This window comes from Enterobacter sp. MGH119 (assembly GCF_001037675.1).
Lineage (GTDB): Bacteria > Pseudomonadota > Gammaproteobacteria > Enterobacterales > Enterobacteriaceae > Enterobacter > Enterobacter hormaechei_C.
Genome location: NZ_KQ089933.1, coordinates 309,246 through 323,867 on the forward strand (window position 1 = coordinate 309,246; position 14,622 = coordinate 323,867).

General features: G+C 57.3%; 14 protein-coding genes, 2 tRNA genes and 1 rRNA gene. 5 read left to right on the top strand and 12 right to left on the bottom strand.

Annotation, left to right across the window (positions count from 1 at the left end; translation table 11 throughout):
• Positions 1-39 precede the first annotated feature (39 nt).
• Positions 40-1,380, top strand: coding sequence for an MFS transporter (locus tag SK53_RS20100; protein ID WP_045350923.1), 1,341 nt, complete (start codon positions 40-42; stop codon positions 1,378-1,380).
• Between the two features lie 45 nt (positions 1,381-1,425).
• A complete protein-coding gene (gene trmL / locus SK53_RS20105; protein WP_048209924.1) occupies positions 1,426-1,899 on the top strand; it encodes a tRNA (uridine(34)/cytosine(34)/5-carboxymethylaminomethyluridine(34)-2'-O)-methyltransferase TrmL in 474 nt (157 codons plus the stop codon).
• 38 nt (positions 1,900-1,937) lie between these two features.
• Here the strand turns inward: trmL and ilvC are convergent, their stop codons facing one another.
• Entirely contained in the window at positions 1,938-3,413 is a 1,476-nt protein-coding gene (gene ilvC, locus SK53_RS20110) for a ketol-acid reductoisomerase (protein WP_006808634.1), read from the bottom strand.
• Between the two features lie 152 nt (positions 3,414-3,565).
• On the opposite strand from ilvC, the gene ilvY reads away from it, so the two are divergent.
• Positions 3,566-4,456 carry an HTH-type transcriptional activator IlvY gene (gene ilvY / locus SK53_RS20115; RefSeq protein ID WP_022652050.1) on the top strand — a complete coding sequence of 297 codons (891 nt, stop codon included), beginning with the start codon at positions 3,566-3,568 and terminating at the stop codon, positions 4,454-4,456.
• Here ilvY and ilvA read toward each other — a convergent pair.
• The 7 genes from ilvA to ilvL all read right to left on the bottom strand — a co-directional run bounded on the left by ilvA (position 4,453) and on the right by ilvL (position 11,003).
• Positions 4,453-5,997 (bottom strand): threonine ammonia-lyase, biosynthetic, encoded by a 1,545-nt coding sequence (gene ilvA, locus SK53_RS20120; RefSeq protein ID WP_032660750.1) that lies wholly within the window; start codon positions 5,995-5,997, stop codon positions 4,453-4,455. The two genes, ilvY and ilvA, sit on opposite strands and share 4 nt — an antisense overlap.
• Positions 5,998-5,999: 2 nt before the next feature.
• Positions 6,000-7,850, bottom strand: coding sequence for a dihydroxy-acid dehydratase (ilvD, locus tag SK53_RS20125; RefSeq protein WP_032608561.1), 1,851 nt, complete (start codon positions 7,848-7,850; stop codon positions 6,000-6,002).
• A gap of 60 nt (positions 7,851-7,910) precedes the next feature.
• Complete coding sequence (ilvE, locus tag SK53_RS20130; RefSeq protein WP_003860182.1) at positions 7,911-8,840, bottom strand: branched-chain-amino-acid transaminase; 930 nt, start codon at positions 8,838-8,840, stop codon at positions 7,911-7,913.
• An 18-nt stretch (positions 8,841-8,858) separates the two neighbouring features.
• Positions 8,859-9,122, bottom strand: a complete 264-nt coding sequence (gene ilvM, locus SK53_RS20135) for an acetolactate synthase 2 small subunit (protein ID WP_045346813.1) — start codon at positions 9,120-9,122, stop codon at positions 8,859-8,861.
• Positions 9,119-10,765, bottom strand: a complete 1,647-nt coding sequence (ilvG, locus tag SK53_RS20140; RefSeq protein WP_048209925.1) for an acetolactate synthase 2 catalytic subunit — start codon at positions 10,763-10,765, stop codon at positions 9,119-9,121. The genes ilvM and ilvG overlap by 4 nt, the downstream gene beginning before the upstream one ends.
• A 2-nt stretch (positions 10,766-10,767) precedes the next feature.
• On the bottom strand, positions 10,768-10,818 hold the full coding sequence (gene ilvX / locus SK53_RS23845; RefSeq protein WP_192930497.1) for a peptide IlvX: 51 nt from the start codon (positions 10,816-10,818) through the stop codon (positions 10,768-10,770).
• Between the two features lie 86 nt (positions 10,819-10,904).
• Entirely contained in the window at positions 10,905-11,003 is a 99-nt protein-coding gene (gene ilvL / locus SK53_RS23035; RefSeq protein ID WP_001311244.1) for an ilv operon leader peptide, read from the bottom strand.
• Between the two features lie 341 nt (positions 11,004-11,344).
• On the opposite strand from ilvL, the gene SK53_RS20145 reads away from it, so the two are divergent.
• The gene (locus tag SK53_RS20145) at positions 11,345-12,865 is read left to right on the top strand and encodes a YifB family Mg chelatase-like AAA ATPase (RefSeq protein WP_045337103.1); all 1,521 of its coding nucleotides are present in this window, start codon (positions 11,345-11,347) and stop codon (positions 12,863-12,865) included.
• A 29-nt stretch (positions 12,866-12,894) separates the two neighbouring features.
• On the opposite strand, the gene SK53_RS20150 is transcribed toward SK53_RS20145, so the two are convergent.
• Positions 12,895-13,233, bottom strand: a complete 339-nt coding sequence (locus tag SK53_RS20150) for a MaoP family protein (RefSeq protein WP_006808641.1) — start codon at positions 13,231-13,233, stop codon at positions 12,895-12,897.
• A 118-nt stretch (positions 13,234-13,351) separates the two neighbouring features.
• Here SK53_RS20150 and hdfR point away from each other — a divergent pair, with 118 nt between their 5' ends.
• The gene (gene hdfR, locus SK53_RS20155; protein ID WP_003860190.1) at positions 13,352-14,173 is read left to right on the top strand and encodes an HTH-type transcriptional regulator HdfR; all 822 of its coding nucleotides are present in this window, start codon (positions 13,352-13,354) and stop codon (positions 14,171-14,173) included.
• A gap of 100 nt (positions 14,174-14,273) precedes the next feature.
• Here the strand turns inward: hdfR and SK53_RS20160 are convergent.
• From SK53_RS20160 to rrf, 3 genes are all read right to left on the bottom strand, one after another.
• Positions 14,274-14,349: transfer RNA gene (locus SK53_RS20160), tRNA-Trp, on the bottom strand.
• A gap of 52 nt (positions 14,350-14,401) precedes the next feature.
• Positions 14,402-14,478 (bottom strand) — tRNA-Asp (locus SK53_RS20165).
• A gap of 55 nt (positions 14,479-14,533) precedes the next feature.
• A 5S ribosomal RNA gene (rrf, locus tag SK53_RS20170) occupies positions 14,534-14,622 on the bottom strand; the annotation flags it as partial.

A 14,622-nucleotide genomic window follows, 5' to 3' on the forward strand; every position in this document is an offset into this window, starting at 1 on the left:
ACAAGAACACAAAAACAACATCACATCGGAGGGGAACGTATGACGTATTCAGGTCGGGTGGATATTCAGCAGGTGATCGATGAAAGTCCCTTTTCAGGGTTTCACTGGCTTCTTATTGTGCTGGGCTTTCTGGTGCTGGCGATCGATGGGTTTGATACCGCAGCGATGGGTTACATTGCGCCTACGCTGTCGACGGAGTGGGGAATACATAAACAGGATCTGGGGCCGGTGCTGAGTGCGGCGCTGCTGGGGCTGTCGCTGGGAGCCCTGATTGCAGGTCCGGTATCGGACCGGATGGGACGCAAGCGCGTGCTGGTCTTTTCGTGTCTGTTCTTCGGCCTGGCGAGCCTGGGCACGGCCTGGGCGCAAAGTCTGAATACCCTGACGCTATGGCGATTTCTGACCGGTCTCGGGCTGGGCGCCGCGATGCCTAACGCCATCACGCTGATCTCAGAGTTTGCCCCCCAGCGCTGCCGCGCCATGGCAATTAACACCATGTACTGCGGCTTTCCGCTGGGTGCGGCGGGCGGCGGGGCGATCTCGTCCTGGCTTATCCCTCACCATGGCTGGCGAAGCGTGCTGCTGACCGGCGCGATTGCGCCGCTGATTTTAACGGTGCTGCTGGCGCTGCTGTTGCCGGAGTCGGTGAAGTTTCTGGTGCAGCGCGGGAAAGACATCGCCCAGGTTCGCCGCATCGCCAGCCGGTTCGCCCGCAGCACGCTGGATAGCGTCACGGGCTTTTTCCTGACAGAGGAGAAAGTCGCGTCGAAAAAAGGCAGCGTGTCGCCGCTGTTTTCCATGCCCTGGCTACCCGGCACCCTGATGCTGTGGGTCACCTACTTTATGGGACTGGTGATTTATTACGTCCTGCTGAGCTGGATGCCGACGCTGATGCAGGGGATGGGGTATGCGCTGGCGGAATCCGCCTGGCTCACCTCGCTGTTCACCTTCGGCGGCACCGCTGGCATTTTGCTCGCGGGCTGGATGATGGATCGCTGGGAAGCGCACAAGGTGGTCGCGTGTGGTTTCGTGCTGACGATGGGCCTGATTCTTTTACTCGGCATTGAGCATAACCATATCGCCCTGTTTGGCGGGTTAATTTTCCTGATGGGGATCGCGATGAACGGCGCGCAGTCGGGCATGCAGACCCTGGCCGCCACCTTTTACCCTACCGAGTGCCGCGCGACGGGTATCGCCTGGATGCAGGGGATCGGCCGCTTCGGCGGCGTGGCGGGCACCATGACCAGCGCCCAGCTTCTTTCCATGCAGTGGCAGGCAGACAGTATTTTAATGATCCTCAGCGTGCCTGCTCTCGTGGCCGCGGCGGCAACCGTCTACAAAATGCTGTATAGCCGCGCGCAGGAGCCGGGCGTCGCCTAGTCCCTCTCTTTTCTGCTATTCTGCCCCCGCAATTAAGGGGGCAGCATGCTTAACATCGTCTTATTCGAACCAGAAATTCCGCCGAACACCGGCAATATTATCCGCCTGTGCGCCAACACCGGTTTTCGTCTGCACATCATTGAGCCGATGGGCTTTACGTGGGACGACAAACGTCTGCGCCGCGCGGGGCTGGACTACCATGAGTTTACTGCCGTCGTTCGTCATCACGATTACGCCGCGTTTCTGGACGCAGAGAAGCCGCAGCGCATGTTCGCCCTGACCACCAAAGGTACGCCAGCGCACAGCGCCGTAAGCTATCAGGACGGGGATTATCTGATGTTTGGTCCGGAAACCCGCGGCCTGCCGGCCACCATTCTGGATGCCCTGCCAGCCGAGCAGAAAATTCGTATTCCGATGATGCCGGACAGCCGCAGCATGAACCTGTCGAATGCGGTGTCAGTGGTGGTGTATGAGGTGTGGCGCCAGCTGGGTTATCCCGGCGCGATACTGCGTAACTAAAACAGTTCGGGTGGCTTGCGCCACCCGATTCATCGTGTTTAGCCTGCTACCGCGATACGTTTCATATCGGTCATGTAGCCACGCAGTTTCTGGCCCACTTTCTCGATTTCGTGGCTGCGGATCGCTTCGTTAACGTCACGCAGCTGCGCGTTATCAACCGCACCTTCCGCAATCGCCTGGCCCAGATCGCCCGCTTGCAGGGTGGTCATGAACTCTTTCAGCAGCGGTACGCAGGCGTAAGAGAACAGGTAGTTACCGTACTCGGCGGTATCGGAGATCACCACGTTCATCTCATACAGACGCTTACGGGCGATGGTGTTTGCGATCAGCGGCAGCTCGTGCAGCGATTCGTAGTACGCAGACTCTTCAATGATGCCGGAATCCACCATAGTTTCGAACGCCAGCTCAACGCCTGCTTTCACCATCGCAATCATCAGGACGCCTTTATCGAAGTACTCCTGCTCGGTGATCTTGCCGTCGTACTGTGGTGCGGTTTCGAACGCGGTTTTACCGGTCTCTTCACGCCAGGTCAGCAGTTTCTTATCGTCGTTCGCCCAGTCTGCCATCATGCCGGAGGAGAACTCGCCGGAGATGATGTCGTCCATATGTTTCTGGAACAGCGGCGCCATGATGGTTTTCAGCTGTTCAGAGAGTGCGAACGCGCGCAGTTTTGCCGGGTTGGACAGACGGTCCATCATCAGCGTAATGCCGCCCTGCTTCAGCGCTTCGGTGATGGTTTCCCAGCCGAACTGAATCAGTTTTTCCGCGTATGCCGGATCGGTGCCTTCCTCCACCAGCTTGTCGAAGCACAGCAGAGAGCCAGCCTGGAGCATGCCGCACAGGATAGTCTGCTCGCCCATCAGGTCAGATTTCACTTCCGCAACGAAGGAAGATTCCAGTACGCCCGCACGATGGCCGCCGGTGGCCGCTGCCCAGGCTTTGGCAATCGCCATGCCTTCGCCTTTCGGATCGTTTTCCGGGTGAACGGCGATCAGCGTCGGTACGCCGAAGCCACGTTTGTACTCTTCACGCACTTCGGTGCCCGGGCACTTCGGTGCCACCATCACCACGGTGATGTCTTTACGGATCTGCTCGCCCACTTCAACGATGTTGAAGCCGTGGGAGTAACCCAGCGCGGCGCCGTCTTTCATCAGCGGCTGTACGGAACGCACAACGTCAGAGTGCTGCTTGTCCGGCGTCAGGTTCACCACCAGATCCGCCTGCGGGATCAGCTCTTCGTAGGTACCTACTTTGAAGCCGTTTTCGGTCGCTTTACGCCATGAAGCGCGCTTCTCGGCAATCGCTTCTTTGCGCAGGGCGTAGGAGATATCCAGCCCGGAGTCACGCATGTTCAGGCCCTGGTTCAGACCCTGTGCGCCACAGCCGACAATGACCACTTTTTTACCCTGAAGGTAGCTCGCGCCATCAGCAAATTCATCGCGCGCCATGAAGCGGCATTTGCCCAGCTGCGCCAGCTGCTGGCGCAAGTTCAGTGTATTAAAGTAGTTAGCCATGGGTGATACCTCGTGATGTTGTGTGTCTTATTGTTCGGTTCGCCTTTCAGCGACAATGTACCCACATTACAACAGGAAATTTATTGCGGAAATTGATATATTCACAACGTCACATTGCAATTTATGCAATGTAAAAAGAGGGAGTGGAATCGGTGGATTTACGCGATCTGAAAATGTTCCTGCACCTGGCGGAAAGCCGTCACTTTGGCCGCAGCGCCCGGGCGATGCACGTCAGCCCGTCCACGCTTTCGCGCCAGATCCAGCGCCTTGAGGAAGACCTCGGCCAGCCGCTGTTCGTGCGCGATAACCGCACCGTCACCCTCACGGAAGCCGGCGAAGAGCTGCGCATCTTTGCCCAGCAAACCTTGTTGCAGTATCAGCAGCTGCGGCACACCATCGACCAGCAGGGGCCGTCGCTTTCCGGCGAGCTGCATATTTTCTGTTCCGTGACCGCTGCCTACAGCCATCTTCCCCCCATTCTTGACCGCTTCCGCGCGGAACATCCGTCGGTTGAAATTAAGCTCACCACCGGCGATGCCGCCGACGCGATGGAAAAAGTGGTCACGGGCGAAGCGGATCTCGCGATTGCCGGGAAACCGGAAACCCTGCCGGGGGCGGTGGCGTTCTCGATGCTGGAGAATCTGGCGGTGGTGCTGATTGCCCCGGCGCTGCCCTGCCCGGTGCGCAACCAGGTCTCGGTGGAGAAACCGGACTGGTCGACGGTGCCGTTTATCATGGCCGATCAGGGGCCGGTGCGCCGCCGCATCGAGCTGTGGTTCCGCCGTCAGAAAATCAGCAACCCGTCGATTTACGCTACCGTCAGCGGCCATGAGGCGATGGTGTCGATGGTGGCGCTTGGCTGCGGCGTGGCGCTGCTGCCGGAAGTGGTGCTGGAAAACAGCCCGGAACCGGTGCGCAACCGCGTGATGATTCTGGAGCGCAGCGACGAGAAGACGCCGTTTGAGCTGGGCGTGTGCGCACAAAAAAAGCGGCTGCATGAGCCGCTTATTGATGCGTTCTGGACGATATTGCCGAACCACTAACCAGCCAGAAAGAACCTGAAAGCCGGGTTATGGGTTTCGTCATGACATTCATAGCCCAGTTCGTTCAGGCGCGTTTCGAAATCCGGCTCGTGCTCGCCCAGTTCGAACGCCGCCAGCACGCGCCCGTAGTCGGTGCCGTGGCTGCGGTAGTGGAACAGGGAGATGTTCCAGTGCGTGCCGAGCGTGTGCAGGAACTTGAGCAGCGCGCCCGGTGATTCCGGGAACTCGAAGCTGAACAGGCGTTCCTGGAGCGGCTTGGAAGGACGGCCGCCGACCATGTAACGCACGTGCAGCTTCGCCATCTCATCGTCAGAGAGATCGACCACGCTGTAGCCGCCGTCGTGCAGCAGGCTGAGGATCTCTTTGCGCTCCTCCACGCCACGGCTCAGACGCACGCCGACAAAAATGCAGGCATCTTTGGCATCGGCAAAGCGGTAGTTGAACTCTGTTACCGAACGGCCGCCCAGCAGCTGGCAGAACTTCAGGAAGCTGCCCTTCTCTTCCGGAATGGTCACCGCCAGCAGGGCTTCACGCTGCTCGCCCAGCTCACAGCGTTCGGACACGTAGCGCAGGCCGTGGAAGTTCACATTGGCGCCGGAAAGCACGTGCGCCAGACGCTCGCCGCGAATGTTGTGCTGGGCGATGTATTTCTTCATCCCCGCCAGCGCCAGCGCGCCGGAGGGTTCCGCCACCGCACGCACGTCTTCGAACAGATCTTTCATCGCCGCGCAGATAGCGTCGCTGTCGACGGTGACGATATCGTCGAGATACTCCTGGCACAGGCGGAACGTTTCGTCGCCAATGCGCTTCACCGCCACGCCCTCGGCAAACAGCCCGACGCGCGGCAGATCCACAGGATGCCCGGCATCCAGCGCCGCTTTCAGGCAGGCGGAGTCTTCCGCTTCCACGGCAATGACTTTGATCTGCGGCATGAGCTGTTTGATCAGCACCGCCACACCAGCGGCTAAGCCGCCGCCACCCACCGGGACGAAAACGCGGTCGAGATGGGCGTCCTGCTGCAACAGCTCCAGCGCCAGCGTACCCTGCCCGGCAATCACCATCGGGTGGTCGAACGGCGGCACCCAGGTGAACCCCTGCTGCTGCGCCAGCTCAATCGCTTTGGCTTTGGCTTCGTCAAAGTTAGCCCCGTGGAGCAAGACTTCTCCGCCGAAACCGCGCACCGCGTCGACCTTGATATCGGCGGTAGCAACCGGCATCACGATCAGCGCCTTCAGCCCCAGACGCGCCGAGGAAAACGCCACGCCCTGCGCGTGGTTGCCCGCCGACGCGGTAATCACGCCGCGCGCTTTCTGCTCGTCGGTCAGCCCGGCCATCATCGCGTAGGCTCCGCGCAGCTTGAAGCTGTGCACCGGCTGCCTGTCTTCACGCTTCACCAGGATGACGTTGTCGAGGCGCGAAGAGAGTTTTTCCATTTTTTGCAGGGGCGTGACCTGCACGGCTTCATAGACCGGCGCGCGTAGCACCGCTCTCAGGTATTCCGCCCCCTCAGGGGCGGCGGATAAGGGTTGTGACTCGGCCATCGTTAGCCCCCCAGTTTAGATTTATCGCGCACCGCGCCTTTATCTGCACTGGTTGCAAGGCTCGCGTAGGCGCGCAGGGCGAAGGAGACTTCGCGCTGGCGATCTTTCGGCGTCCAGGCTTTGTCGCCGCGGGCTTCCTGCGCTTCACGACGGCCCGCAATCTCCTGGTCGCTCAACTTCAGCTGAATGCCGCGGTTTGGAATGTCGATTTCAATCAGATCGCCATCTTCGATGATCGCGATATTGCCGCCGCTTGCCGCTTCCGGGGAGACGTGGCCGATGGAGAGACCAGACGTGCCGCCGGAGAAACGACCATCGGTGATCAGCGCGCAGGCTTTGCCGAGGCCCATCGATTTCAGGAAGGTGGTCGGGTAGAGCATCTCCTGCATGCCGGGACCGCCTTTCGGTCCTTCGTAGCGAATGACCACCACGTCGCCTTCCACCACTTTGCCGCCGAGGATGGCGTCTACCGCCTCGTCCTGGCTTTCATACACTTTTGCCGGACCGGTGAATTTCAGGATGCTGTCGTCCACGCCAGCGGTTTTCACGATACAGCCATTTTCCGCAAAGTTACCGTACAGCACGGCCAGGCCGCCGTCTTTGCTATAGGCATGTTCCAGCGAGCGAATGCAGCCTTCGGCGCGATCGTCATCAAGCGTGTCCCAACGGCAATCCTGCGAGAACGCCTGGGTGGTACGGATGCCCGCCGGACCGGCGCGATACATGTTTTTCACCGCGTCGTCTTTGGTCAGCATCACGTCGTACTGCTCCAGCGACTCCGGCAGCGTCAGGCCGAGCACGTTTTTCACGTCGCGGTTAAGCAGCCCGGCGCGATCCAGCTCGCCGAGAATACCAATCACGCCACCCGCACGGTGGACATCTTCCATGTGGTACTTCTGGGTACTCGGCGCGACTTTACACAGCTGCGGCACTTTGCGGGAGAGCTTGTCGATGTCGCTCATGGTGAAGTCGATTTCAGCTTCCTGCGCGGCGGCCAGCAGGTGGAGAACGGTGTTGGTGGAGCCGCCCATGGCGATATCCAGCGTCATGGCGTTTTCGAACGCCGCTTTACTGGCGATGTTGCGCGGCAGCGCGCTGGCATCGTCCTGCTCGTAGTAGCGTTTGGTCAGCTCAACGATGCGCTTGCCCGCGTTAAGGAACAGCTGTTTACGGTCGGCGTGGGTCGCCAGCAGCGAGCCGTTGCCCGGCTGAGAAAGGCCCAGCGCTTCGGTCAGGCAGTTCATGGAGTTGGCGGTGAACATCCCGGAACAGGAGCCGCAGGTCGGGCACGCGGAGCGTTCCACCTGGTCGCTCTGCTCGTCAGAGACTTTCGGGTCCGCGCCCTGGATCATCGCATCGACCAGGTCGAGCTTGATGATTTTGTCGGAAAGCTTGGTTTTCCCCGCTTCCATCGGGCCGCCGGAAACGAAGATCACCGGAATGTTCAGACGCAGGGAGGCCATCAGCATCCCCGGGGTGATTTTGTCGCAGTTGGAGATACAGACCATCGCATCGGCGCAGTGGGCGTTAACCATATACTCCACCGAGTCGGCGATCAGCTCGCGCGACGGCAGCGAATAGAGCATCCCCCCGTGGCCCATTGCGATACCGTCATCCACCGCAATGGTGTTGAACTCTTTCGCCACGCCGCCGGAGGCTTCGATTTGCTCGGCAACCAGCTTACCGAGATCGCGCAGGTGCACGTGGCCCGGCACAAACTGGGTGAAGGAGTTCACCACGGCGATAATTGGCTTGCCGAAATCGGCGTCGGTCATTCCGGTGGCGCGCCACAGCGCGCGGGCACCGGCCATGTTACGGCCGTGGGTGGTGGTGGCTGAACGATACTTAGGCATGCTTTATTTACTCCCGTCTGACTATTTAATGGGACGGTGCGTGCCGTCCCAAATTTATATTTAGTGATTAACCTGATCCAACCAGCCGTATTTATCTTCTGTCTCGCCGGTGAAGAGGCCAAAGAACGCTTGCTGAATGCGTTTGGTCACCGGGCCACAGCGGCCTTCGCCCACCTGAATGCCATCGACGCTACGCACCGGCGTAATTTCAGCCGCGGTACCGGACATAAACACTTCGTCAGCCAGGTACAGGGATTCGCGGGACAGCACCTGCTCGCGCACTTCGATACCCAGATCTTTTGCCAGCTTGATGATGGCGTCACGGGTGATGCCTGGCAGCGCGGACGAGGTAAACGGCGGGGTGAACAGAATGCCGTCTTTTACTTCAAACAGGTTTTCGCCCGCACCTTCGGAGATGTAGCCATTCACATCCAGCGCGATACCTTCCTGGTAACCGTGACGGCGCGCTTCGCTGCCGACCAGCAGTGAGGACAGGTAGTTACCGCCCGCTTTAGCCGCAGTCGGGATAGTGTTTGGCGCCACGCGGTTCCAGGAAGAAACCATTGCGTCGATCCCCTGATCCAGTGCTTCCGCGCCCAGGTAGGCGCCCCACGGGAACGCAGCAATAATCACATCGGTGTTATAGCCAGCGGGCGGGTTGACGCCCATGCCGACATCACCCACGAAGACCAGCGGACGAATATAGGCGCTGGTCAGTTTGTTCTGGCGAATCACCTCGCGGCAGGCTTCCATCAACTCATCAACGCTTTGGGAGACCGGGAAACGATAAATTTTGGCTGAGTCATGCAGACGCTGCATGTGTTCACGGTGGCGGAACACCACTGGTCCTTTGTGAGAGTCGTAGCAACGGATCCCTTCAAACACGGAGGTGCCGTAGTGCAGCGCGTGGGACATCACGTGAACTTTCGCGTCTTCCCAGCGAACCATCTCACCATTGAACCAAATATAATCAGCTTTTTTTGTCGTCATTTTTTCGTCCTGTCACGCTTAAGCGCGGATTTGTTGTGATGTGGTTGTGCTCTGGCAGATGGCAACATGGGCAACGTCTACCAGTTTTGATAACTGACTAAACAGTAAGTCGACCGGCCGCGGGCTGGCAACGGTTAATTCGATACTGATGTTCTGTGCGTCGGTAGCCGTTTCCATATTCACAGAGCAAATCTGAAAGCCACGGTGGCGAACCACGCGCAAAACGCGTTCTAACGTTTCCGGGTTGAAGCGAGCCTGCACGGCGACCTGATGTTGCATCATGATAATTTCTCCAGCATTTGTGAGTTACTGGCACCGGGCGGTACCAACGGCCAGACGTTCTCAAGCTCATCGATTGAGACATGAAGCAGGTATGGCCCTTCGCTTGACAGCATAGTGTCGAGTGCCGCTTCAACCTGGTTTTTACGGGTGATGTGCTGGCCAGGAATGCCGAAGGCGCTGGCCAGGGTGAGGAAATCGGGGTTATCGGTCAGGGTGGTTTCACTGTAACGTTCCTGGAAGAACAGCTGTTGCCACTGGCGAACCATCCCTAAACGCTGGTTATCGAGCAACACGATCTTCAGCGGTAACTGCTTGCGCTTCACGGTGCCGAGCTCCTGAACGTTCATCATGAAGGAGCCGTCACCGGAGATACAGATAACGGTATCGTTCGGGCGGGCAACCTGTGCACCAACGGCGGCTGGCAGACCGAAGCCCATCGTCCCTAACCCGCTGGACGTGATGAAGTTTTCCGGACGGGTGTAGGTCATGTGCTGGGCAGACCACATCTGATGCTGGCCGACATCGGTCGTCACCACGCTGTCGGCGGGCTTACGGTCGGACAACTGCTTCAATAGCAGCGGCGCGTAGATGGCCTCGCCGGGGTGGTCGTAACGCCAGGCGTGTTCAGCGCGCATATCGGCGGTGTGCTGACGCCATGGGTTAATATCCAGCGGCTGCTCCAGGGCCGGTAACAGCGCGTTAAGATCGCCCTGCAACGCGACATGCGCCTGACGCAGTTTGTTCATCTCCGCCGGGTCGATGTCCATATGGATCACTTTGGCGTTTGGCGCGAAGGTGTTCAGCTTGCCGGTGACGCGGTCGTCAAAACGGGCGCCGACGGCGATGAGCAGGTCACACTCCTGCACCGCCAGGTTTGCCGCTTTGGTACCATGCATCCCCAGCATGCCCAGATAGTAGGGGTAATCAGCATCTACCGCACCCAACCCTTTCAGCGTGCAGGTGGCAGGCATTTGCGTTGCCGCGATAAATTCGCGCAGGGCAGGAACCGCCTGCGCCATACCTACGCCACCACCAACGTACAGCATCGGTTGTTTGGCCTGCACCATCATCTGACGCGCCTCTTCCACCTGTGCATGCGGGAACGCATCATCGCTTTTCACGGTAGAGAAATGCGGTTCCAGATCGCCGAGTGCAACCTGGATATCTTTCGGGATATCAACCAGAACCGGGCCAGGACGGCCAGAGCTGGCAACCTCGAACGCTTCGGCCATCACCCGCGGCAGCTCTTCGAGAGACTGAACGAGGAAGCTGTGTTTGGTGCAGGCTAGCGATAAACCGAGCACATCCACTTCCTGGAAGGCATCGGTGCCGATGAACGGAGAGGCAACCTGTCCGGTGATGGCAACAACGGGAACAGAATCCAGCAGTGCATCAGCCAGACCGGTGATCAGGTTCGTTGCGCCCGGACCTGAGGTCGCCATACAGACACCGGTTTTACCGGTGGCACGGGCATAACCGATGGCGGCCATCGCTGCGCCCTGCTCGTGTCGGCACAACAGGTGCTCCACGCCGCCGTCATACAGTGCATCGTAAATCGGCATAATTGCGCCACCCGGATAACCGAATACTGTCTCGACTCCCTGCGCGCGCAACGCATGTACTACCCACTGTGCCCCATTCATAGTTAGTTCCCCGTCATAAATCGGGAGAAACAGAATTTTGTGCTACTTGTCATTCTCTGCTCCTCATTTCCGTTTTTTAGTCATAAAAAAACCCCCGGACCTTTCGGTGCGGGGGTCTTAGTTCGTTAAGGCTTGATTTCTAAGCCTTTCCTCGTCCAAGTGCAGCCCCGCACGGTGGGATAATAATCACCACCACGCTAATCACGACCAGGCTAATCACTCGTAGAAGGGCTGTCATTTTCAGTTCTTTTTGCATCTTGTTCGAAGGAATACCTAAAGAGTTACCACAGATATTTCATCTGACACAAGATTTTTTTATGACCTGTTTCTGTAGCAGGCGAACTATTTCTTTCAAAATCGTTGTTTTATATAGGGAAAAAATAGAAATGAAGATTTTTCATTTTTTTTGTCCTGTTTCATCAGGCAAGGCGCGCATGATTCCTTTTCTGCGAGGCCGATTCCACCGACATGTAATGATTACATTTAGGCGCTAAAAGGCTGGAACGAGCGCCGTAATTCAGTGAATTAGCGCTAAACAGGAAAAAATGATGCTGGCATAGTCACCGCCAAGGAGGGCTTATGTCACTGTCAGTTGTTTATACACGCGCGGCCATCGGCGTGAAGGCACCGCTTATTTCTGTAGAGGTTCATTTAAGTAATGGACTGCCCGGACTGACGCTGGTCGGCTTACCAGAAACGACCGTTAAAGAGGCGAGGGATCGCGTGCGCAGCGCAATTATTAATAGCGGTTATGCTTTTCCGGCGAAGAAGATCACCATCAACCTTGCGCCCGCCGATTTGCCAAAGGAGGGAGGGCGATATGATTTACCTATTGCTATAGCGCTTCTCGCGGCTTCTGAACAGCTCAATACGCCAGGGCTAAGCTCGTGCGAGTTCGTGGGTGAATTAGCGCTTACAGGCGCGTTAAGAGGCGTTCCCGGAGCAATCTCGGGTGCGCTTGAAGCCATACGCGCGGGAAGACAAATCATTGTGGCCAATGAAAATGCCTCTGAAGTAAGCCTTATCGCCGAAAAGGGATGTCTTGTCGCGGGACATTTGCAGGAGGTTTGCGCCTGGCTGGAAGGCCGACACGAGCTTGCCGAGCCGCAGGAGAATGACGAGGTGGCGCCAGATTCGCCCGAGGATCTCAGCGATATTATGGGTCAGGAACAGGGTAAACGAGCGTTAGAGATAACGGCCGCGGGTGGGCATAACCTGTTACTGATAGGTCCGCCAGGCACGGGGAAAACGATGCTGGCGAGCAGATTGAGCGGCCTGTTGCCACCCCTCAATAATCACGAAGCGCTGGAAAGCGCCGCGATATTTAGCCTGGTCAGTTCTACGTCGCTGCATAAACAGTGGCGCCGCCGTCCCTTCCGCTCTCCACACCACAGTGCGTCTCTTACCGCGATGGTGGGCGGGGGTTCGATCCCCGGGCCGGGTGAAATCTCACTGGCGCACAACGGCATTCTGTTTCTGGATGAATTGCCAGAGTTTGAACGCCGCGTGCTGGATGCATTGCGGGAGCCGATTGAATCCGGCGAAATCCATTTGTCTCGTACACGGGCCAAAATAAGCTACCCTGCGCAGTTTCAGCTGGTCGCCGCGATGAACCCTAGCCCTACGGGTCATTATCAGGGCAATCATAACCGCTGTACGCCGGAGCAGACGCTGCGCTATCTAAGTAAGCTGTCCGGCCCCTTCCTCGACCGTTTTGATTTATCTCTCGAGATCCCCCTGCCACCGCCCGGTCTGCTGAGGCAAACCGGTATTAAGGGCGAAAGCTCAGCAACTGTGCGTGAACGGGTTATTGCGGCGCAGGCGCGGCAGTATGTTCGTCAGAACAGGCTGAATGCCCGGCTGGATAACAGCGGGATCCGACAGTTTTGTTCTCTCAACGCTGAAGATGCGGGCTGGCTGGAAGAGACACTGACGCGGTTTGGGCTATCCATTCGCGCGTGGCAGCGTTTGTTGAAAGTTGCGCGCACGGTCGCCGACGTGGAGGGCTGCCCCGGAATAGAGAGGCGGCATTTGCAGGAGGCATTAAGTTACCGTGCGATCGATCGGCTGCTGTTGCATCTGCAAAAAATGCTGGCGTAAAAAAAAAGGGGCCGTAGCCCCTTCTCTTCTTAATCGTCAGACTCGGTGTAGTCTTCTGCACCTTCCATCTGCGGCTTGCCGCCAGACAGCGTATGGAAACGCTTAGGACGCTTAATGCGAGCCATATACTTGATCCATACACGTTCTGCATCAGATTGCGGCTCACGCTCACCACGGCAAACAGAGACAAACTGTTTTTCATCTTCGGTTGCCGGTTCACGTTTACCCAGATCCAGCTCGTTAAAGGCATAACCATGGCGCTCAAGAAGTTGAGCTTCTTTGATAGTGAAATCGCCGTGACGAGAGAACCCGCGCGGATAATGTTTATTGTCGAAAAAACGATTAGTCGTCGTAAAGCTTTCCGCCATCCTACACGCTCCTAATTCTTTGGCCGAGCTATTTATGGCGCGGAGTATTAGTTACGCTTGACAGAGTGTAAAACAAAACATTTAAATCATAACGACAAATAATTTTGCGGAGAAAGATGTGGATACGGAATTGCTAAAAACTTTCCTCGAAGTGAGCAGAACGCGACACTTTGGGCGAGCAGCTGAAGCCCTCTACCTGACGCAGTCAGCAGTCAGTTTTCGTATTCGACAGCTGGAAAATCAATTGGGTGTGAACCTTTTTACCCGCCATCGCAACAATATTCGTTTAACCCCGGCCGGTGAAAAGCTATTGCCTTATGCAGAAACCCTGATGAATACCTGGCAGGCAGCGCGGAAGGAGGTTGCGCACACCTCCCGGCATAATGAATTCTCGATCGGTGCCAGCGCTTCACTATGGGAATGCATGCTCAGCCAGTGGCTTATGCGGCTATATCGCTCACACAACCATCTGCAATTTGAGGCGAGGATTGCGCAACGCCAGTCGCTGGTTAAGCAACTCCACGAGCGGCAGCTTGATCTCCTGATCACCACAGAAGCGCCCAAGATGGACGAATTTAGCAGCCAGATTGTTGGACAGTTTAGCCTGGCGCTCTATGCATCCGAGCCTGCAATGATGAAGGCCGACCTGAATTATTTACGCCTGGAATGGGGGCCTGATTTTCAGCAGCACGAGACGGGGTTAATTGCCAGCGATGATATCCCGCAACTCACGACAAGCTCTGCGGAGATCGCATGCCAGCATCTTCCCGCATTGAAAGGCTGTACATGGTTACCTGTTCGCTGGGCGGATAATAAACCCGCACTCCATGTTGTCACCGATTCGACAACTCTCTCCAGGCCGCTGTATGCCATTTGGCTGCAAAACAGCGATAAGCAGTCGCAGATAAAAGATCTGTTAAAAACCAGCATACTGGATTAACGCAAAAGCCTGCGGAAACGCAGGCTGCTTATTCTTCAGGAAGGTGTTGAGCTGTTTTGCAGGCAAAAAAAAATCCTTTGCCGAAGCAAAGGATTCTATATGGCAGGGGCGGAGAGACTCGAACTCGCGACACCCGGTTTTGGAGACCGGTGCTCTACCAACTGAGCTACGCCCCTAAAGTTTTTGCCATTAAGCCTGCCGAAAGGGCAGGCTTAATGTCTTAATAAGTGGCGGAACGGACGGGACTCGAACCCGCGACCCCCTGCGTGACAGGCAGGTATTCTAACCGACTGAACTACCGCTCCACCGAATACTTCTGTAACCACCGGATTAATGCACCGGCTTGCTACTTAATTTGATGCCTGGCAGTTCCCTACTCTCACATGGGGAGACCCCACACTACCATCGGCGCTACGGCGTTTCACTTCTGAGTTCGGCATGGGGTCAGG